Annotated in this window: 18 protein-coding genes; 14 read left to right on the top strand and 4 right to left on the bottom strand. The window is 34.8% G+C overall.

Annotated features, from left to right (window positions below; genetic code table 11):
* Window positions 1–27: 27 nt before the first annotated feature.
* The 4 genes from ACSSV9_RS07845 to ACSSV9_RS07860 all read right to left on the bottom strand — a co-directional run bounded on the left by ACSSV9_RS07845 (window position 28) and on the right by ACSSV9_RS07860 (window position 4,248).
* Window positions 28–1,059, bottom strand: coding sequence for a tyrosine-type recombinase/integrase (locus ACSSV9_RS07845; protein WP_437346695.1), 1,032 nt, complete (start codon window positions 1,057–1,059; stop codon window positions 28–30).
* Window positions 1,060–1,317: 258 nt separating this feature from the next.
* Entirely contained in the window at window positions 1,318–1,605 is a 288-nt protein-coding gene (locus ACSSV9_RS07850) for a helix-turn-helix domain-containing protein (RefSeq protein ID WP_437346696.1), read from the bottom strand.
* Window positions 1,606–1,699: 94 nt separating this feature from the next.
* Window positions 1,700–3,469 (bottom strand): 7-cyano-7-deazaguanine synthase, encoded by a 1,770-nt coding sequence (locus ACSSV9_RS07855; RefSeq protein WP_437346697.1) that lies wholly within the window; start codon window positions 3,467–3,469, stop codon window positions 1,700–1,702.
* Window positions 3,466–4,248, bottom strand: a complete 783-nt coding sequence (locus ACSSV9_RS07860; protein WP_437346698.1) for a hypothetical protein — start codon at window positions 4,246–4,248, stop codon at window positions 3,466–3,468. Before ACSSV9_RS07860 ends, ACSSV9_RS07855 begins: the two co-directional genes overlap by 4 nt.
* Before the next feature lie 198 nt (window positions 4,249–4,446).
* Between ACSSV9_RS07860 and ACSSV9_RS07865 the strand changes: the two genes are divergently transcribed.
* The 14 genes from ACSSV9_RS07865 to ACSSV9_RS07930 all read left to right on the top strand — a co-directional run bounded on the left by ACSSV9_RS07865 (window position 4,447) and on the right by ACSSV9_RS07930 (window position 20,570).
* On the top strand, window positions 4,447–6,144 hold the full coding sequence (locus ACSSV9_RS07865; protein ID WP_437346699.1) for a type I restriction-modification system subunit M: 1,698 nt from the start codon (window positions 4,447–4,449) through the stop codon (window positions 6,142–6,144).
* Window positions 6,145–6,252: 108 nt separating this feature from the next.
* Window positions 6,253–7,188, top strand: coding sequence for a hypothetical protein (locus ACSSV9_RS07870; RefSeq protein WP_437346700.1), 936 nt, complete (start codon window positions 6,253–6,255; stop codon window positions 7,186–7,188).
* Window positions 7,181–8,437 (top strand): restriction endonuclease subunit S, encoded by a 1,257-nt coding sequence (locus ACSSV9_RS07875; protein WP_437346701.1) that lies wholly within the window; start codon window positions 7,181–7,183, stop codon window positions 8,435–8,437. Before ACSSV9_RS07870 ends, ACSSV9_RS07875 begins: the two co-directional genes overlap by 8 nt.
* A gap of 233 nt (window positions 8,438–8,670) precedes the next feature.
* Window positions 8,671–8,973 (top strand): type II toxin-antitoxin system RelE/ParE family toxin, encoded by a 303-nt coding sequence (locus ACSSV9_RS07880; protein ID WP_437346702.1) that lies wholly within the window; start codon window positions 8,671–8,673, stop codon window positions 8,971–8,973.
* Complete coding sequence (locus ACSSV9_RS07885) at window positions 8,963–10,060, top strand: HigA family addiction module antitoxin (RefSeq protein WP_437346703.1); 1,098 nt, start codon at window positions 8,963–8,965, stop codon at window positions 10,058–10,060. The genes ACSSV9_RS07880 and ACSSV9_RS07885 overlap by 11 nt, the downstream gene beginning before the upstream one ends.
* A 42-nt stretch (window positions 10,061–10,102) precedes the next feature.
* On the top strand, window positions 10,103–11,968 hold the full coding sequence (locus ACSSV9_RS07890; RefSeq protein ID WP_437346704.1) for an AIPR family protein: 1,866 nt from the start codon (window positions 10,103–10,105) through the stop codon (window positions 11,966–11,968).
* A 27-nt stretch (window positions 11,969–11,995) separates the two neighbouring features.
* Complete coding sequence (locus tag ACSSV9_RS07895) at window positions 11,996–12,583, top strand: type I restriction endonuclease (RefSeq protein ID WP_437346705.1); 588 nt, start codon at window positions 11,996–11,998, stop codon at window positions 12,581–12,583.
* Window positions 12,584–12,613: 30 nt separating this feature from the next.
* Window positions 12,614–15,151 (top strand): type I restriction endonuclease subunit R, encoded by a 2,538-nt coding sequence (locus ACSSV9_RS07900; protein ID WP_437346923.1) that lies wholly within the window; start codon window positions 12,614–12,616, stop codon window positions 15,149–15,151.
* Window positions 15,135–15,803: a M48 family metallopeptidase gene (locus ACSSV9_RS07905; RefSeq protein ID WP_437346706.1), complete on the top strand. Its 669-nt coding sequence runs from the start codon at window positions 15,135–15,137 to the stop codon at window positions 15,801–15,803. The genes ACSSV9_RS07900 and ACSSV9_RS07905 overlap by 17 nt, the downstream gene beginning before the upstream one ends.
* 235 nt (window positions 15,804–16,038) lie before the next feature.
* On the top strand, window positions 16,039–16,677 hold the full coding sequence (locus tag ACSSV9_RS07910) for a hypothetical protein (RefSeq protein WP_437346707.1): 639 nt from the start codon (window positions 16,039–16,041) through the stop codon (window positions 16,675–16,677).
* Window positions 16,678–16,799: 122 nt separating this feature from the next.
* On the top strand, window positions 16,800–17,519 hold the full coding sequence (locus ACSSV9_RS07915) for a hypothetical protein (RefSeq protein WP_437346708.1): 720 nt from the start codon (window positions 16,800–16,802) through the stop codon (window positions 17,517–17,519).
* 205 nt (window positions 17,520–17,724) lie between these two features.
* Window positions 17,725–19,044, top strand: coding sequence for an ATP-binding protein (locus tag ACSSV9_RS07920; RefSeq protein ID WP_437346709.1), 1,320 nt, complete (start codon window positions 17,725–17,727; stop codon window positions 19,042–19,044).
* A gap of 710 nt (window positions 19,045–19,754) precedes the next feature.
* Complete coding sequence (locus ACSSV9_RS07925) at window positions 19,755–20,303, top strand: thermonuclease family protein (RefSeq protein WP_437346710.1); 549 nt, start codon at window positions 19,755–19,757, stop codon at window positions 20,301–20,303.
* A 3-nt stretch (window positions 20,304–20,306) separates the two neighbouring features.
* Window positions 20,307–20,570, top strand: a complete 264-nt coding sequence (locus ACSSV9_RS07930) for a hypothetical protein (protein WP_437346711.1) — start codon at window positions 20,307–20,309, stop codon at window positions 20,568–20,570.
* Window positions 20,571–20,590: the final 20 nt, after the last annotated feature.

Here is a 20,590-nt window from a genome sequence, read left to right on the forward strand (position 1 = left end):
AGGGCTTCCCCTCATCAATCGAACATCTTAAATTCTATTAACCGCATCCCTTAATTCATCCAAGTCAATTCCGGCATAATATCTAGTTGTTACATTTACAGTTGAATGACCAAGAAGCTTTGAAACAGTAAATATTGGTACCTTATTACTTGCCCATCGTGTTGCTGCTGTTGCGCGTAAACAATGCCAGTGAAGTTCATCCGGCAGCCCTGCTTCTTTTATAACTTTCTTTAATGATTTTGAAACGGTATCCTTTTTGTATTGCTTTCCGTTACTCTGCACAAAAACAAACTCTCTCAGAATTTTACTCTTCTCAAGTTGCCTATTTGAATTCCGTAATAAGATTCTCTCCATTCTTTCATTAAAGGGAATCCTTCTTACTTTTTTAGATTTTGTTTTGAACAGTTTATTCCCGATGGTTATTACTTTATTCCTAAAGTCAACATCGCTCCATCTCAAATTATTTTCTTCATCTAATCTCAATCCTGTTTCCACTGCAAAGAGAACCATATCGGCAATAACATCTTTGCCTTTTTTTGTAAGTCTTTCACAGACTATCTTTATCTGTTCCTCGGTGAATACAACCGGTTCATCTTTTTGTCTTTTGGGTAGTTTTACTTTTAGGAAGGGATTTGAAGCAATATAATTCCAATCTACAAACACATTGAATAGTGTTCTATATATTTTTAGGTAATTATAACAACCGAGAGGCGCGGACTTGGAAATCTTCATCATTAAATTTTCAGCATCTTTTCGCTCAATTGTATTTAATGCTCTGTTTCCCGGAATGAATTCTAAAAATCTTCTCTCAGCAGTCTTGGCAGTTGCAACAGATTTTTTTGAAAGATTAAACTCAATAAGATGATTGTACTCACTAAAACCCTGTTCAACAGTTATCGTTTCTTTAACAGTTTGCTGCTGATTTCCTATACCGAGCAATCCTGCAAGCAGCTTTATCTTTTCCATATCCTCAGCAGAAAAGTGTTTGAACAATTGCATAGGATCTGTATTACTTCCGGTATTATGCATCTCACTATTTATGTTATTTAATCCTTCCATTTGCTTTCCAAATGTCGCGGCGAAGTTCCTTCCTTGAACGTAGCCGGACTTTCCTTTTTCTTTATAACTTTTTAATCTCTATCCGCCGTCCTGTCCTCCGAAGCTGTGGCGTAGGGGGAAGCTTTAGCGTAGGCGGGCTTCCAAAGAATATTTATTTACAACAGTTTTCTTTCCAATCATCCAATCACTCAATCAACCAATCTTCGTATTTCCGGTTGCTGAGTAAATCACGATTTTTGTGATTGTATCGAAGCAGACTTACGGCGGCTCATCTTCTTCTTCATTGTTTTTATTCTGACTTCTGTCTCCTGACTCCTGACTTCTGTTTTCGAATATCCACTCATCCAATTCCGCCTTACTAAAAAACAACATCTTGCCCGTAGGTCGATGACACGGGATTTTTTTTCGTGAAGTGAGTTTGTATAAATATGAGTGTGAAAAGCCGAGATAATCGGCAGCTTGATTGAAGTTGAGCGGTTTGTCGTTTTTCTTTCGTAGGAGTGCTTTGATTTCTTCCAACTGATTTGCAATTGCATCTTTTTTCATCTTCTTTTCTTCTCCTTTTTTTAACTCCAATAAAAAGGGGAAGATGGGAGGGAACAAGCGGGGATTTCGTGGGGATTTTGGGGATGATCCTTTTTTATCTTTTTATACGGTTTTCTATTACCACTAATTTTCCGTTTCTTTCTTTTCTAAGCTGTAATTCAAATTTCCTAAAATAATCGCTGATAGTATTTTCGTTTCTTTTTGTGATTATGTAGCGTTCCTTTTTCAATTGCTCAACTACTAAGTTGCTGATATTTCTTTTTGTCTTGGTTTCAGTCAGCACTTCAGTAATTTTTCCCTGTTTAATTAATTTCTCGCAAGCTTCTTTCGCTAATTTCTTTAGCCCTTTCGAAGGAACCTCTTTTTCTAATCCCTTTTCCTTTCTCGAAGGAGATTTGTTTTGGTCTGCTTCCTGTTGATAAACTCTTGGTCCTATTATCAAACTGAAAAATGATTTAGGTCTAGGATGCTTATAAGGCGAGTCGTGTAAATCTCGCATTCTCTTTATCGATTTTTCTATATGTTTCGAATGTCTTCGACAAAGATTATATAACTTTTCAAGTCTTTCGAATTCAGAAGAGCCTTCAATAAAATCTATTATGTCTATAATTTCACTTCCACGTTCTTCATACCATTCATCAATATTTTGTTCTGTAAAACTTTGCGCTAAACGTATGTACTCGGTGAGCAATTTTTTGGTAACTTCTTTTTCCAAATCATCTTCCAAAAAATCAAAATGGTAAAGTCCCGTATTATCATATTTCTCAACTTCGGCAGCGTAAACCGCAAACCTTCTATCAATACATTGTGAACATACACCGCAGTGAGTTGTGCCCGGAGCTTTATTCCTTGTTGTACTGCACGAAACTGAACTGTTTAATAAAGCCGTTTGTTCATACGTCTTTAATACTTCAACAACATCGGTTTTGGTTTTATACAAATAGGGATGTTGTATTGAAAACTGCTTTTCGCCAATAACCGTAAATAACTCTTCTAATCTTCTTATAGTTTGGGGATGTGTCGTTCTGCTTGCCCGAGCGTTCATTAAATCCTGTGTCTCAGCAAAGTTTATTGATGTGATACCGTTTTCATAAACATAAATGGAATCTTGGTTATACTCTCTTGCAAGCGCAAAAGCTATTGATGTATATAAGAATGATCTTGTTCTTTGAGTCTCGTCTCTTGAAGGTGTATTGCTTAAACCGCAGCGGAATTTATAATGTTTACATCGTTCGGGATATAGTCTCTTAATCTCATTATACAATCCCTTCTGTGTAGTTTGAACACCCGGTAGCCCTGTTTGATGGCTTACCAAACATATTTCCGAATCGGTTGTTTCTAACAATTCAATAACTCCCGCAAGTGAATCAATCCCACCTGAAAAGAGCACAACCTTCAAATTATCCGGTCTGTCAACAGTAAATTTCTCATCATCAAAAATACTGGTAGGGAAATCCTTACCACCCTTATAAAAAGTAAACTTATAGCTATGGTCGCCACTCATAAATTGTAAAGCTTCTTCTAACAATTCCTTTACATCGGATTTGTTCCAGAAATTATAATCTCTTACGGTTATATGGAAATTAAATGATCTGCTCCAGCTGTGATATTCATTATCATCCGGTTTACCTCTATATGTCCTTCTATCTGCAGCAAATATATAAGCAGCAATTTCTAATAAATCTTTATACCTGTTGTCTAACTTATATATGTTGGTTACAAACTTATTGAGGTTAATATTTACGTTCTTCCTGCCCCTGCCGTTCTCATTCTTATGATTGAGTTCTAAATACCGCGGGTCATTACCGGATTCCTTAAGGTGAATGCCGTTGCAAGCTACAATATGTTCAACGAACTCTCTCATTTCTCCTCTTCCATTAAGAGTTCGCTTTTCATTTTACCAAAAGAACGTGATAGAAAATATTTTATTTCATTTTCTTCCGGGAATGCATTCTTAACATTTTTGCTGTACCACCCCGCAGCAAATGATTCTGTAATTTTAGCGGTTTCAAAAGCGTGCTGCGAAATTTGATTTACTTGTTTTTCTAGCTCTTTAGAAAATCTATTTCTATCATTTACATTAGTAATTTTTGCAGCGGCTTCTCTTTCTAAGTAATACTTCAAATACCGTTCAGTCAGTTTGGAGAAGTACAATCTTGATAGCTCACAAAAACCGCTCCCGTTAGCAGCTTTATAAAATATAGCTTTGGAATCAATTCCCTCGCTGAATAAACTTTGCCCTCTTTCAATGTTCTGTTTGTACCAGTTGTTAATTGCGTCTATAGCAGCCTGTCTTGCAAATGTTTGATATTCGTGGGAAATTACTTCGTTGTTTTTATACTTGGTTGCGCCCCTAGCCAATTTTATTAAAGAAAGTTCTTCTTTATCTAAAATCTTTTTTTCGGCAAGATATTTTAAAGGATTTTCTTGTTGGAAAGCCAAAGAAACGTGGACTAAAAACTCAAAGCCCGCATTTATGGAAGGATCGTTTTTTAGATTGCTGTATCTGTCTTGTACTTCTTGAAGTGTCTTTTGAGCTATTGCGGATATTTCGGAGGTCCCTGCTGCAAACCCGGCTAATTCATTTACAATTAGTCGCCAAGCTTTTGTCTTTCTAAGATAACCGTACCGTTTATGTCCCATCTAAATTTCTTATCTTATGTTTAAGAATTTTTGGGCAGATTCACAGCAGAGATATATTATTCATTCGTAAAGAATTATTTCATTCAAACTAATTGTATATAGTTAAAGAATCAAATGTTTTTCTTAATAATTTTTAGGTAATTTAATTAACTTTAATGAGTTGTTTTTTCACACAAATTTTGCAACAAGGTATTCTTAATGCGCTCTAAAATTTCCCTTTCACAACTCGAATCTTTTCTACTCAAAGCCTGCGATATTCTCCGCAGCAAAATGGATGCTTCCGAATACAAAGAATATATTTTCGGTATGTTGTTCCTTAAACGAATGTCGGACATTTTCTATGAAAAAAGAAAAGAATTAGCTGAATCTACGTTCAAACATATTAAGGATAAAAATAAATTAACGGAATTACTTAACAACAAAGACCTCTATTATCCGGCTTTTTATGTGCCTGATCGCGCTCGTTGGTATGATGGTTTCGTTGATGACAATGGTAATCAACAACCCGCTATAAAAGACCTTCACGAAAATATCGGTGAAATGCTCAACAAAGCTCTTGACGCGCTAGAAGAATCTAATGAATCATTAACCGGTGTTCTTAAAAAGAGAATTGATTTCAATAAAGAAATAGACAATAAAAAAATTCTCAAAGATCGTGATCTAAAAGACCTTATAGATCACTTTACAAACTTTCCCCCATTATTAAATGATAATTTTGAATTCCCCGATTTGCTCGGTGCTGCGTACGAATATTTAATAAAATTCTTTGCCGACAGCGCCGGTAAAAAAGGCGGACAATTTTATACTCCTTATCAAGTTGTTCGTTTAATGGTGCAGATTCTTAAACCGCAAGAAGGGATGAGCATTTACGATCCCACAGCCGGTTCCGGCGGTATGCTCATTCAATCTTATCAGTACATCCAAGAACAAGGCGGTAATTACGAAAATGTTGATCTGCACGGACAAGAACTCGATCCCACCGTGCTGGCAATTTGTAAGATGAATATAATTCTACACAACATCACAAAATACAATATTGAATACGGTGATACTTTAACCGATCCGCAGAATGTTGCAGACGGCAGAATAAAACAATTCGATCGTGTACTTGCCAATCCGCCCTTCTCACAGAATTACAATCGTGATAATATGCAGCATACGGAACGCTTTGCCGGTTATGAATATGCACCCGAAAAAGGTAAGAAAGCCGATCTTATGTTTGTTCTGCATATGATTGCAAGCTGCAAACCAAACGGTAAGGTTGCTGTTGTGATGCCGCACGGAGTTCTTTTCAGAGGGAGCAAAGAAAAAGCAATCAGAACTAAATTGATTACAAATGATTTAATCGAAGGTATAATTAGTTTACCTCCTTCTCTGTTTTACGGAACCGGTATTCCCGCTTGTATTCTTGTAATAAACAAAAGTAAGCCGGATGAACTTAGAAATAAAATATTTTTCATTAATGCCGATGCGGAATATGCCGAAGGTAAAAATCAAAACTCTCTCCGTCCCGAAGACATAGAAAAAATCGATTATGTTTTCACTAACAAACTCGAAGTAGATAAATATTCCCGGCTTGTTGATTTAACCGAAATTGAATCCAACGATTATAATCTTAATATTCGCCGTTATGTTGACAACACTCCTGAACCTGAACCGGAAGATGTTAGAGCACATTTAATTGGTGGTGTTCCTAAATCGGAAGTCCACTCAAATGAAATTATCTTTTCAAAATTTGGCATTAACCATTCAATCCTTTTTAAGAATAAAGACAAACATTATTATGATTTTCTTGCAAAGATCGATACAAAAGAAAAGATTAAATCTGTAATCGAAGATAATCCCAACCTGAAGAAAATCTTTTCGGATATGATTGATTATCTGAATACCTGGTAGCAGTCTGCTAAAGATGATTTTGCTTCATTAGAACCCTTAGATGAAAACAATAAAGTCCGCGAAAGTATTGCTGGTTACCTGGTTACAAATGGAAAAAAAATTCCCGAAGTGCGTCATAAACTTATTACTTCTCTAAAAGATCAGCTTGTGCTTTTCAATGTTCTTAATGAATTCCAAATTGCCGGTGTTTTTGTCAACTGGTGGGATAACATAAAATACGATCTTAAAACGATTCAGAGCAATGGCTGGTTTCCCGGTCTTATTCCCGATGAATATATGATTAACCGCTTCTTTACCGGTGAGAAAAAATATATTGATGAAATTGAATCTAAAATTTCAAATGCTGAAAGTCGTCTCGAAGAAATACTCGAAGAAACACAATCTCTTTTAGAATACGAATTGGATGAAGATGAAAAACTTACCGCCAAACTTATGCGGGACCAGCTTAAGTTTACTATAGATGAAATGGAACATCCCGACAAAATCGGGACGGAAAATGTTGAGCGAAGCGAAATCCCGCCGAAGGCGTGGAAAGAAGCTCTCAAAAAAATAAAAGATGTGGAAAAGGAAATTAAAGATTCTAAAAAAGAGTTAGCTCAAAAAGAAGAGGAGCTCTCTATTAAAATTGACTTGAAACGATTCGGCATTGATGAGAAAAAAGCAGAATACCAAAATCTTATTGAAATAGCAGATAAAGAGTTAGCCGAACTGCCGGAATCAGAAACCCGAAAAAGAAACGCACTTAATAGAGACAAAACAACCTTACAAAATAAAATTGACAGCCTTCAATCTTTGTTTAACAGCATCGGCGGATTAATTACAAGGGAAGAAGCAAAGGAACTTATACTTTTAAAACATAACGACCTTATCTCCGAACAGCTATTACGCTATATGAATGCAGAAAAAAGAATTGCTATTAATTTCTTTGAAAATCTTTTTGAGAAATACTCTACCGATTTATCTTTCATAGAAAAAGAAAGAACGGCTACTACAAAATGCATAACACAATATCTTAAGAAATTAGGCTACTTAATTAATGAGTGAATTTATTAACACCACCATAGGCGAATGCTGTGAAATTCTTGATTCTTCTAGAATACCACTTAATGAGGAGGAAAGGAATAAAATTCCGGGTAATATTCCTTATTATGGTGCAAATGGAGTGCAAGACTACATAGATAAATATATTTTTGATGAAGATTTGATATTAATTGCTGAAGATGGAGGAAATTTTGAATCCTATGAAACTAGACCAATTGCATATAGGATTAGTGGGAAAAGTTGGGTTAATAATCACGCTCACATTTTAAGAGCACTAAAACGTTATAACCAAGATTATATTTTTTACTCTCTTGTAAACAAAAACATCTTAAATTATATCGTTGGCGGCACGCGTTCTAAATTAAATCAGCGTGAACTAAAAACAATAACAATTTCAATTCCACAACAGAAATCCGAACAAACCGCCATAGCCCACATCCTTTCAACAGTAGATAAAGCAATTGAGCAGACAGAAAAACTAATCGCAAAATACAAACGCATAAAAACCGGTTTAATGCAAGACCTTCTTACAAAAGGCATTGACGAAAACGGAAACATCCGCTCAGAAAAAACCCACAAATTTAAAGACAGCCCCATCGGCAGAATCCCGGTTGAGTGGGAAGTAATTAACTTAGAAAATAAAAAGTATTTCGAATTAGCAACCGGTGGGACACCTTCAACTGCAAAAAAAGAATATTGGGAAAATGGAAATATTCCTTGGTTGTCTTCCGGCGAAGTGCATAATAAAAAAATTAAAAATACTGCTGTCAATATTACCCAATTAGGCTTCGAAAATTCCAACGCAAGATTTTATCCAATTGGTTCAGTTCTTATAGCTTTAGCTGGTCTAGGCAAAACAAGAGGTACAGTTGCAATTACTGAAATTGAGACAACTTCGAATCAATCAATTGCTGCTATTATTCCTAATCAAGAATTATATAATTCTTATTTTCTATATCATCAATTAGATTTTAGGTATGAAGAACTTAGATCAATTTCATCTGGTTCTGGCAGAGCTGGTCTTTCTTTAAGAATTTTAAAGACAATTAACGTGGTTTATACAGATATTAATGAGCAAAAAGCAATAATAAAAAAATTAAATCAAATAGACGATTTTCTGAATAGTAACTACAAAAGTTTATCGAAATTATCTCTTCTCAAATCCGGTCTAATGCAAGATTTACTAACCGGCAAAGTAAGAGTACCGGAAGAGTTGATAGAGGAAATAAACAGCAAAGCTAATGTGGCATAACACATTAACCCCGCTATTAGTGGCTGTTGCATAAGTATAATTTGCCCGTGGCTTTAGCCACGGGATGATGAAATATAAAAAATAGCGGGACTTTAGTCCCATTAGAAATTATGACGGCGCCAAGCATTTTACCCAAGGGGTAAATAATAAACTTGCATATGCTATGTATATATTTGTATATTTACTTTACCCTAAAGGTAAAGTATTCTTAATCATTCTTTTAGGGAAAATATTTGGAACTCCGGTTTAAAACAAAAATACTTCAAAAACAGTATGAATACTCCAAAGAAGCTTTTAAAGCTTACGGTGTGCAAGTCGGCAGAAAATATATTCAAAGAATTAATATTATAAAAAAATCAAAAGACATTGAAAAATTGAAGTCAATTCGTGCTCTTAAATGTCATCCGCTAAAAGGTGATAGAAAAGGAGAATGGTCAATTTATTTAACCGGTTTCAATAGATTGATCTTCACGCTTCACGGCGAAAATTTACAAATTGCACGGATTGAGGAGGTAAGTAAACATTATGATGATTAAGGAAATATATAGCGATCTTCCTATCCCGCCCGGTGAATTTCTTGAAGAAGTACTGGAAGATTTAGGAATGAGCAAAGATGAACTGGCAAAAAGAATGAACAGACCGGCAGCCAAGCTTAGTGCAATTTTTCGGGGAGATAAAGCAATCACCCCCGATACTGCATTGCAGCTTGAAAAGGTAATAAATGTACCCGCACATATCTGGACCGGGCTTGAATCCGAATACCGCCTCACATTAGCAAGATTGCAAGAACAAAACGAGTTGGAAAATAGAAAAAAAGAAACGCCGTTAATTACCAAATTTTGTTACAAGGAACTTGCGAAGTTGGGTTATGTGGAAAAGAAATCTTCACCCACAGACAAAGTAGAAGAGCTTCAAAAATTTTTAGCGGTTACATCATTGTTAAATTTGGATAACGTGAAAAGATATCGACCTTTCTTCAAACAAAACATAAATAAAAACCACAAGATATCTTCAGAAGCTATTATTGCCTGGCTTAGAATAGGTGAAATTGAGGCTTATAAAACCGTAACGAAACCTTTTGATTCCGACAAAGTATATAGGTTGTTACCGGTTTTAAGAAGTTTAACAATGAAATCTCCGGAGAAATTTCAAAAAGAATTAGTGAATAAATTTTCCGATGTCGGTATTGCTCTTATCATAGTTCCCCATCTTCCCAAAACTTGCGCTCACGGTGCCGCTTTCTGGCTGAATAAAAATAAAGCCGTATTGATGATTACCATCAGAGGCAGATGGGCTGATATGTTTTGGTTCAGCCTGTTCCACGAAATTGGTCACATTTTACTTCACAATAAGCAGCAAGTTTATATTGAAAGCGATGATGTAGATTTTGTAGTAAAAGCTCTTGAAGATGAAGCAAATAAATTTGCCGCCGATAATTTAATCCCTTCTTCTGACTATAAAGATTTCGTTAAACAAAATGAATTTTACAAAAGTGATATTTTGAAGTTTGCAAAACGAATTAATATACATCCGGGTATTATAGTGGGCAGATTGCAGCACGACAAGAAAATTCCACCAAACTGGCATAATGATTTAAGAGAAAGATATACGTGGAAGGATTAATAGAGGGAATAAATAAAATATATAATAACTAACGAGGTAATAATGGTTACTTATGAAGAATTCAAAAAAGAATGGTTAGAAGAAATCACCGAAGGAAATCCATCTAATGTTGAACTAGGAAACCGTTTTGCCCGCAAGCTATTATTGCAATGGCTTGATACTGAGGATGACACAGAAAACCTTATTTTTTGTGATGGAAGCGGTGATGGCGGTATTGATGCTGCTTTTTTGTTGAATGGTCAAACTAACGAGAACGATGAAATCGAGGGAGATACTTGGTATTTAATTCAAAGCAAATATGGAAAAGCATTTGCCGGAACAGATACAATTCTGCAAGAATCTCAGAAAGTAATTGATACACTTGACGGTCGTAGAGAAAGACTTAATTCTTTTTCTGAAAACTTATTAGAGCGATTGAAGGTTTTCCGTTCATCTTCTTCCGAAAAAGATAAAATTATTCTGGTATTCGCAACAATTGATCCCGTTGATGATGATATTAAACGAGCAATGAGTGATGTTAGAACAATCGGTAGGCAGAGATTAGGTCTTAATTTTGATACCGATTCGGTTTCTTTACAAACAATTTATCAACGTCTTTCCACTCCCGAAGCTGTTAAATATAAAATACCATTTACAGCTAATCTAGTTCCTTCTGGTACTGATTTGCTTGTCGGTTCAATAAAATTACTTAATCTTTATAATTTCCTAAAAGAGTACCGAAATTCTACATCTGACTTAGATTTATTGTATGAAAAGAACGTAAGAAAATTTTTAGGGAGCAGACGAAAAGTAAACAAAGGTATTGCGGAGACATTAAAAACCGATCCCGAAAAATTTGGTTTGTATAATAATGGCATAACTATAGTAGTTGAGGATTTCAAGTTCCTAGAATCAGACAAATACGAATTAGTCGAACCATTTGTTGTAAATGGGTGCCAAACAACTCGCACAATATGGGAAACATTGAGTACAAGGTTAGAAGCTGGTGGTACTGGTGTGAATCCTGAACTCGAAGAATGGAAAACCCAATTAAATAGAGGTATCGTAGTAGTTAAAATTGTAAAGGTTGGCGAAGCGGGTGAAGAGTTAATGGTTAATACTACTCGCTATACCAATAGTCAAAATGCAGTCAGTCAACGTGATTTTATTGCACTTGAATCTGATTTTAGAAGATGGCATAACGAAATGTCAGAGAAATTTGATATTTATTTAGAAATTCAAAGAGGTGGTTGGGATTCTTATAAAGCTTTACAAAGATCTGGAGCCCAAACCAAAGAATATAAAGATTGGGTTAATGCTTTCGATCTTCTTAAGGTTTATGGTGCGGGCTGGATGAACGAACCTGGTTTAGCATATGGAAAGAATCCTCCATTTGCCCCGGGTGGAAGTATGTTTAAAAAAATTGTAGAAAGAGATGATTTTACCGTTGATGATCTATATGCAGCTTATTTATTGTATAAGCTAACAACCCAAAAAATTAAATTCGGTCGTGCTGCGGAAAAATCTTCGCGTGGGCAAACTCGACATTTATTTTACTATGTAATAGTACAATTGTTAAAAGAATGTATGTTGCAAGCTTCTATTCCAATTAATAATCAGTCAATTACTTTTTCAATAATTCGTGTTTTTAAGGATTACAATTCCCCAGCCGCTCAAGAATTAAGCGAGGCTGCATTAAATGTTATTGATGATTATTTACTTAGAGAAAAGGAAGATTCATTATTTACTGAACCTAATTACACTGGTGATTTAAATGCATTTCTTAAATGGGAAAAAATTGGTAAAGGGAAAGATCATACACCCAAGTTAGAAAACCTTATTACTATGAACAATTTGTTAATGCGCAAAAGTCTTAAACCAGAACTACCATCCCCGCGTGAAACTGTTATTGCAGCGATAAAAAACTGATTTACAATCTATTATTATGAGAAATAAATGATTCTCTCAAACGACAACAAATACAAAGGCGATATAGCCAAATCTCTTAAACTGGACGAAAGACGCCACGTTGAGGAACCTTTCCTTGAGCAGCTTGAACAACAAGGGTGGGAAACTCTCGTTCTCGATAATCATCAAGAACCTCACCACAGCAAACGCAAAAGTTTCAGCGATGTTTTCATTGAGGAAGATTTAAGAATAGCTTTAAAAAAGCTAAATCCTTTTCTAACCGAATCCCAAATAACTGAAGTAATTCAAAAATTACCGGTTACTCTTGACGGTAGCCTTATTGAAAACAATCAAGAAGTCTTGGAGTTTATTCTAAAGGGCACAAGTGTTTCCCGCAATGAATTAACCGGTGAGAATAGTCCCACTGTAAAATTCATTGATCTTTACGATGAAACTAAAAACAGCTATCTCGCAATATCACAGTTCAAACTCCGCATTCCCGGTACAGAGAATCACATCATCCCGGACATTGTTTTATTTGTAAACGGTCTTCCACTCGTTGTCGTTGAATGTAAATCACCAAAAGTAAAGGATTCAATTGGCGAAGCGATTGATCAGTTGATGCGTTACTCCTAACAGCGCAGCGAGGGAATTGAAGGCAATCAAATTCTATTCTATTATAATCAATTTACCGTTGTTACAGATAGACAGATTGCAAAATTCGGCACAATCTCAACTCATTCAGAAAAATATTTCTTCCGCTGGACTGATCCATATCCTAAAACACTTGACGAAATTCAATCAAGAGAAGGCACTTCTCCAAATGATCAACAGCGTTTAATTGCCGGTATGCTCACAAAAAGAAATCTTATTGAACTAATCCGTTCTTTTACAATTTTTACAACCGACGACAAAGGCAATACAATAAAAATTGTTGCCCGTTACCAGCAATACCGTGCTGTTAAAAAATCAATCCGCAGCTTAATTGAAGGAAGGAATGCACGTGAAAGAGGCGGTATTATTTGGCATACACAAGGTTCCGGTAAATCGCTCACAATGATGTTTATGGTTCGTGAAATGCGTAAGCATAAAGAATTACTGCCGTGGAAAGTCGTATTTATAACAGACAGAACGCAACTTGAAGAACAACTCTCTGAAACAAGCGATAGTATTGGATATACCGTTAAAAGAGCAGATAGTATTAGGAAACTTAAAGAACTTTTATCGTCTCCTGCTCCTGACCTTGTTATGGGTATGATTCATAAATTCCAAGAGCGCGAATTAGAAAACATATTCCCTGAATTAAATCCCTCTCCAAATATTCTAGTTATGACCGATGAAGCGTATCGCACTCAATATAGTTTGCTCGGTGCTAATCTTCGCCGTGCTTTGCCGAACGCTACTCATATCGCTTATACCGGTACACCGATAGACTTAACCGAACAACACTTTGGTGATTACATAGATAAATACACAATGCGTCAATCAATTGATGACGGAACTACCCTGAAAATAGTTTATGAGGGCAGAACTCATAATGCCGAAGTACCGAATCCAAAAGGAATGGATATAAAATTTCAAGATGTTTTTAGTGAATATAACTTGGCTCAGCGTATGCAGATTTTAGGTTACGGCTCAAGAGATGCTTATCTGGAAGCTATGCCAACAATAAAATCTAAAGCTGAAGATATGCTTGAGCATTATATTAATTTTGTCTTTCCCAACAGACTCAAAGCTCAAATTGTTGCGGTTTCCCGTGAAGCGGCTATTCGTTATAAAGAAGCAATCGAAGAATTACTTCCAAAGTTTATTGAAAAATTAGAAGAACATAATCCACATAAGCTTAATATCGAGTTATTAAAAAAATTAGATACAGCGGTTATTATTTCACACAGCCATAATGATAAACCCCGCTTTAATCCATATACAAATTCCGATATTCATAAAACACAAATTAGAAGATTCAAATTACCTTTCGAAAAAGTTGAGAATGATCTAGATGGGAACATCGGAATCATTATTGTTAATGAAATGCTTATCACCGGTTTTGATGCTCCGGTTGAACAAGTTATGTATCTCGATAGGTACGTTAGAGATCATAATTTACTTCAAGCTATTGCACGCGTTAATCGGATCGGTCCTGACGGCAAAGACGTTGGATATGTTATTGATTACATCGGTATCGGTCATCATATAAAGCAAGCTCTTGATTCTTATGCTGAAAGAGAGCAAAAAGAAATTATTGATGCACTAAGTAATACTGAAGAGGAAATTAATGAATTAATTCAGCTTCATACTCAAATTTGGGAATTTCTAAAAAAATATAAATGTACTGATTTTAATGATCCCGATGCATTCTTTGATCTCTTTTATGACGAAGATATTCGTTTCGAATACTTAAATCTGTTTAAGAAACTTTCGGCAGCCTTTAATAAAGTGCTGCCACACCCCAAAGCACTGGATTACTTAATGGATTATCAACGGTTCGTTGAAGTTAATCTACTTTGCTCAAAACATTTTCAAGATTCAAGATTAAGTATGAGGGGTATACCGGAAAAATTAAGAAGTATTACAGATGAATACCTCAGTTCAAAAGGAATTAATCAGAAAGTTAAGCCTATTTCAATTCTTGACAGCGAATTTTATGAAAATGTTAGAGCACGTAAGCGCACAAAAACAAAAGCAGCCGAGATTGAACACGCATTACGTCACTATATTGATGTGAGTGCTGAGGATGACCCCGAATTATTTAAAACTTTTTCGGAAATGCTTGAGGAAATATTCGAAAAATTCAAAGGTGATTGGAATAAAATCTATGAAGAATTAGAGAAACTTCGTGAAAAGATTCGTAATAAAGAAAAAGAAGAAACCTATGGGCTAAATCGTGCAACGCAGATGCCTTTCTTCCGTATCTTCAAAAGGGAGTTATATAATGACAAAGAATTGAATGAGAACGAAATTTCGGCTGCTGTTGACCTTACACAAAATTTATATATCTTGCTGAACAATGAACTAAAAACAGTTGGCTTTTGGGATAGCATACCCTCACAAAATAAATTAAAAGCCGAAATCCAAAAATTATTGTTGAATGAAAGGTTTATTCAGCTTCCTAATATGTTTGAAAAATATAAAGAAATCACAACAAGAATTCTTGAAGTAGCACGCTATAAAAACGATTCGATAATAAATGACAATAGATTATAAAATAATTTTCACAGAACGTAAATCGGTCAATATTGTTATTGATCGTCACTCCAATATTATTGTCCGCGCGCCTAAACGTTTGACAAAAGACGATGTTGACAAAGTTGTAAATAGAAAAAAACAGTGGATTTATAATAAATTATCGAATTCTTCTAAACCGATTATATCGCCTAAGGAATTTGTTTCCGGCGAATCCTTATTATATCTAGGGGATCATTATAAATTAAGAATAGTGGATGAACAATTTTCTGGATTACGATTTGATACTGAATTTACAATTTCAAAGGATAGCAAATCCAAAACCAAAAAGATATTCAAAGCTTGGTATCTTGCTCAAGCAAAAAAAGTCTTCTTGCCCATAGTTGATTACTACTCAAACACTCTCGGTGTTAAATACAATCGTATTTATATAAAAAGTATGAAAGCAAGCTGGGGTTCGTGTTCCCCTAATAAATCAATAACTCTAAATTGGAAATTGGTTAAGGCTCCGCTATATGTAATCAATTACATTATCGTTCACGAACTTGCACATTTAATAGAATTAAACCACTCAGATGATTTCTGGAATATTGTTTCGGTGCAAGTCCCAAATTATAAAAAAGCAAAAAAGTGGTTAACTCAACACGGTGAATTGTTGGAATTAGAGTTGTGATATTTGTTATATTGTTTTTTGAATCAATGCTTTCCCGAACGATTTTTTATGAGAGAACCGTTCGGGATGGCTGAGTGGCTTAAAGCACCGGACTTCTAATCCGGCGAACCGCAAGGTTCCGTGGGTTCGAATCCCACTCCCTCCGCTAAACTCACGGGGTGCATATATAATATGCACCCCTTATCGGAACTTGAAAAAATATTTACAATATCGAACAATATTCAAATAACTCATTATGCCTAAACCACCTGTTAAAAAATATTATACCTTCACTGACGAAACCAAGCTTGAAGTAACAAATGAACTCTGCATTAAAGAAATATCTGATATATTAAAAACATACACTAGAGAAACTATTCTTCGTATGGCAAGTCAAACATCTCAAGATTTGGGCACAAGTAATGATCCTGCCAGAATCCTCGAACTTCAATCTGAACGCTTTAACATTCCTGTTTCAAGAGATGTCTATCTTATTCACCGCCAAGCCATTTTAGTTTTATTACAATTTACTTTCTCTTTTCCCGAGGATGAATTTGGCGAAAAGAATGAAATCAGCACTAAAGAAGTATTTTTGTTATTTGCTCTTATTAATAGTTACCTAGAATTAAATGAATATACAGTATCAAAAAAATCAATTCCCAAGAAGTTGTTCTTCTCTAGTATTAAAACTGTTCACTTGATGATGAACGAAAATGATTTACAAGCTGCTTTTTATTTTTTTGATAAATTTTCTTCAATAATAGAATCACAAAATCTTACTGACTTTAGTGATATCATCAAGGAATACTTAGGTGTTGATATAAAAGAGACAAGAGAGATATTTCAGAAAGTAAAAGATCAATCCTATCCTGAAATTTTCTCTTTTTTTGAATAATTTGCAGTTATTGAATATGATAAAATAGATACCTATTGGCAAAATCGTTCTCCCAAATTTGATATCCCATTTGAATACAACTTCTTTAACCAGTATCCACTAATAAAAAAAATGAAGATTATTTGGTAACTGATTTATACAATCTTTTTAATTCTCTTTTCAGTATTGTTTATGATATCCTTGTAGAAGTAGATCGAGAAAAATTTAAAGGTGTATTTGGTAAAGATATTGCTGAACCTGTAATTACAGAATTTTTTAAGGAGGTTTTTAAAGATGATGAAATAAAATTTATTAAAGTTGGTTCAAGCTCAAGAGAATTCGCAGATATTGGTATTCTATACAAAGGAAATATTTTCCTTTTTGAGGTTAAAACCTCTATTTTTTCGCGTATGATGCTTTTCTCTACTGATTATGATAGATTTATAAAAGCATTTAATAATAAATTTGTTTTGTCTGAAGGTATCTCTCAGCAAGTAAAACGGCTAACTGATATTGAAAATAATTTTGAATCATTTTGTAATTTAAGTGAAATCGATAATTCAAAAAATTATAAAATATATCCAATTCTTTTAGTTTTTGATGAAACTCTACAAGCCTTTTGTGCTAACCGGTATTTATCAACTAGATTTGAAAATATAATGCGTGCAAAGAATTTTGTTCCTTCAAAATTCTCATTAGCAAAAAATCACTCAACTATAACTTTTAATGAAATATATCGCCTAAACAAATTGGATATAAATCCAATTCAAAAATTAGAATTAATTCAGCAATATTCTGATGAATCTCAAAAACCTATAATGTCACTTACCCTATACAACCAACAAAAGTCTCAAAACAATTAACTACCACTTTTTTTAATTTGCATTATATATAATTCTGTCAAATCAAGTTTTTCTTCTTTTTTTGTGTACTGCGGTGAAATACTATTTGTAATACTAAAGATTATTTAACAGACTTGTATTCGTCCTATTTGTCTTTCTCGTCCTTTGATTATACATTCCTACTTTATAAATTTTATTATATTTCCATCACACAATAAATTTACTTATGCCCGAACAACACAACATAGAATACAAAACTAGCTGGCACGAAGACCACTTAAAAACAATCTGTGCCTTCGCAAACTCACAAGGCGGTAAGCTTTACATCGGTAAAGATGATAAAGGAATAACCATTGGTACTCTCGAATACAAGAAATTAATGGATGACTTGCCTAATAAAATCAAAAATCGTCTTGGAATCACTACAGAAGTTAATCTATTAACAGATGATGAAAAACATTTTATTGAAATCTTTGTTCCTTCATACTCCGTAGCTATTTCATTAAGAGGCAGATATTACATAAGAAGTGGAAGTACAACAACAGAATTAACCGGCAACTCACTAAATGATTTCCTTCTCAAAAAATCCGGTAAAACTTGGGATGATATTATTGAAGATAGAGCTTCACTAAATGATGTTGACGAAAACACTATTTCTAGATTTCTAAAAGATGCAAATAAATCCGGCAGACTTCCCAAATCAGAAAACCTTAATACAAATGAATTATTAGAAAAACTAAGACTTTCTGACAACAATAAATTAAAACGTGCAGCTATTATCCTATTCGGCAAAGACCCCGGTCGTTTCTATCCGAACATTTCAGTTAAAATAGGTCGCTTCGGTAAAGACGATACCGATTTGAAATTCCAAGAAGTTATTGAAGGAAATCTACTTCATAAATTGGATGAAACACTTTTACAACTCAATAGAAAATTCCTTACACAAAAAATTGACTTCGAAGGAATGCAAAGAATTGAAAAAGGAGAATATCCTATAGCCGCATTACGAGAAATGTTATTAAATGCGCTTGTGCATAAAACCTATTCCGGTGCTACAATTCAGCTTAGAATTTATGATGATAAAATCAGTATATGGAATGAAGGAACCTTACCGGAAGGGTTAACCTTTGAAGCATTAAAACAAGAACATCCATCCCGTCCGCGTAATCCGATTATAGCAGATGTATGTTTCTTAGGTGGTTACATAGATGCTTGGGGGCGAGGAACACTAAAAATAATCAACTCTTGCAAAGAAGCCGAACTCCCCGAACCTGAAATGAAAGAATCCGCCGGCGGTTTCCAAGTTACAATATTCAAAGATATACTTACAGAAGAACACCTAAAAAAACTTGGCTTGAATGACCGCCAAATAAAAGCTGTCCTTTTCGTAAAAGACAATGGTGCTATTACTAATTCCGATTACCGGGATATAAACAATATTGGTAAAACAACTGCAACAGAAGAATTACAAGAGCTAATAGAGAAAGATATTCTCATTTCATCCGGTTCAAAAGGTCGCGGTGCAAATTATGTTCTCAAAAATTAATTGGCCGTTAATTGACCGAATTGGCCGTTAATCGCCCGCTAATTGGCTGTTATGGCGGTTATTTGGCTTTTTATCCGTCCTATTAGTCCTTTCAGTCCTTTGCTTCACATCATTTTTATTCCCTGAAATAAATCCGGTAAAGCTTAAAAACCAAAAAACCTTTATGGGGTAGGCAACAAAACACGTGAAGGTCTCAGCTCATCGTAAAATGGGACAGCCAGTATTACATAATCCTACATTATGTGCAAGTCTTTGAGCAGTCCCAACGGAACATTTGTAGTTCTACCGAAGCACATAATGTTGGTTTATGCAAACTCGGCACGAAAAGAATATTGGTCAGTTCATCATCGCTACACTTCGGTCGTCCCTTCGGGAACACACCTTCGTTTCGCTTACATTGGGGAAAAGCCATCAGTAAAACCTTTCATTGTTCTTTCTGTCTAAATATTTTCAGCCAAACATCGCTCATTCCGGGTCGCCGATTCCGGCACACCCTCCATTCGCTTACATTGGTTTGGACACTTTGGACACAATTAATACCACTTTTCATTTGCGTTTCAAAACCACAGAAATTTGAGTCCAAAACGTCCAGTCTTTAATTCGCTCCTATTTTTATCTTCAAGTCAAACAAAGGCAAAACAAACATAAACATCGATTGTTGTTTAAAGTTCTCTCAATTCCTAATTTCTAAAAAGGAAATTGAGATGATAATGTTTAGCCGTCATACAAATACATATCACCAACCAAAAATACTTACATTCTTATTACATCATATCTGGGTACTTATTTTTTTACTTCTCTTTCTTTCCGGTACTATTCGTTGTCAATACAAAATGTATTATCCTTTTGGTTACTCAGTTAAAGCAAAAGTAGCTCGCATAATTGATGGTGATACATTCGTCCTTTCAGATTCACAACGCGTAAGAATGCTGGGAATAGATACTCCCGAACTAGAAAAAAATGGTAAACCGGCTGAACCATTCTCTGATTCCGCTAAAGTTCTTACCAAGCAGCTTATTGACGGTAAAATAATAAAACTCACATTTGATGGGAAGGCATTCGATTTTTTCGGAAGATTACTAGCCTATGTTTGGCTTACTAATAAAGCCGGGCTAGATTCAATCTTTGTCCAAGCAGAATTACTCAAAAAAGGTTATGCACGAATTCGTTATTACCCAAAAGGGAAGAGGTATTACGATATATTCTACAATCTTCGCCGTACAGCAATGAAAAACAATCTAGGTATCTGGTCCCGTTAGTTTATGAATCAACAACATTTAAATATCGAAACCATTCTTGAGGATAATAAATTCAGAGAGTATTATTCTTTGGGTTTAATTGACGATATTGCTGTACGTAATCTTAAAATCAAAAATGAATATGCTGAGCTTCGTAAACAACACTCAACGTTCGCATCCATTTCAATCCTATCTTCAAAGTACTTCCTTTCATTCGATTCCATCAATTCAATTCTATTTCGGGAAAGGAATAAAAAATCTTTACCCGTATTTCAAATTTCTAGGTAGTATCTAAATAGTATCTGCAT

This window comes from Melioribacter sulfuriphilus, assembly GCF_051488685.1.
Taxonomy (GTDB): Bacteria; Bacteroidota; Ignavibacteria; order Ignavibacteriales; family Melioribacteraceae; genus Melioribacter.

Coding starts and splice junctions, on each gene's coding strand:
- ACSSV9_RS07845 (WP_437346695.1), bottom strand. CDS start 1,059: ATGGAAGGATTAAATAACATAAATAGTGAGATGCATAATACCGGAAGT.
- ACSSV9_RS07850 (WP_437346696.1), bottom strand. CDS start 1,605: ATGAAAAAAGATGCAATTGCAAATCAGTTGGAAGAAATCAAAGCACTC.
- ACSSV9_RS07855 (WP_437346697.1), bottom strand. CDS start 3,469: ATGAGAGAGTTCGTTGAACATATTGTAGCTTGCAACGGCATTCACCTT.
- ACSSV9_RS07860 (WP_437346698.1), bottom strand. CDS start 4,248: ATGGGACATAAACGGTACGGTTATCTTAGAAAGACAAAAGCTTGGCGA.
- ACSSV9_RS07865 (WP_437346699.1), top strand. CDS start 4,447: ATGCGCTCTAAAATTTCCCTTTCACAACTCGAATCTTTTCTACTCAAA.
- ACSSV9_RS07875 (WP_437346701.1), top strand. CDS start 7,181: ATGAGTGAATTTATTAACACCACCATAGGCGAATGCTGTGAAATTCTT.
- ACSSV9_RS07885 (WP_437346703.1), top strand. CDS start 8,963: ATGATGATTAAGGAAATATATAGCGATCTTCCTATCCCGCCCGGTGAA.
- ACSSV9_RS07890 (WP_437346704.1), top strand. CDS start 10,103: ATGGTTACTTATGAAGAATTCAAAAAAGAATGGTTAGAAGAAATCACC.
- ACSSV9_RS07895 (WP_437346705.1), top strand. CDS start 11,996: ATGATTCTCTCAAACGACAACAAATACAAAGGCGATATAGCCAAATCT.
- ACSSV9_RS07905 (WP_437346706.1), top strand. CDS start 15,135: ATGACAATAGATTATAAAATAATTTTCACAGAACGTAAATCGGTCAAT.
- ACSSV9_RS07910 (WP_437346707.1), top strand. CDS start 16,039: ATGCCTAAACCACCTGTTAAAAAATATTATACCTTCACTGACGAAACC.
- ACSSV9_RS07920 (WP_437346709.1), top strand. CDS start 17,725: ATGCCCGAACAACACAACATAGAATACAAAACTAGCTGGCACGAAGAC.
- ACSSV9_RS07925 (WP_437346710.1), top strand. CDS start 19,755: ATGTTTAGCCGTCATACAAATACATATCACCAACCAAAAATACTTACA.
- ACSSV9_RS07930 (WP_437346711.1), top strand. CDS start 20,307: ATGAATCAACAACATTTAAATATCGAAACCATTCTTGAGGATAATAAA.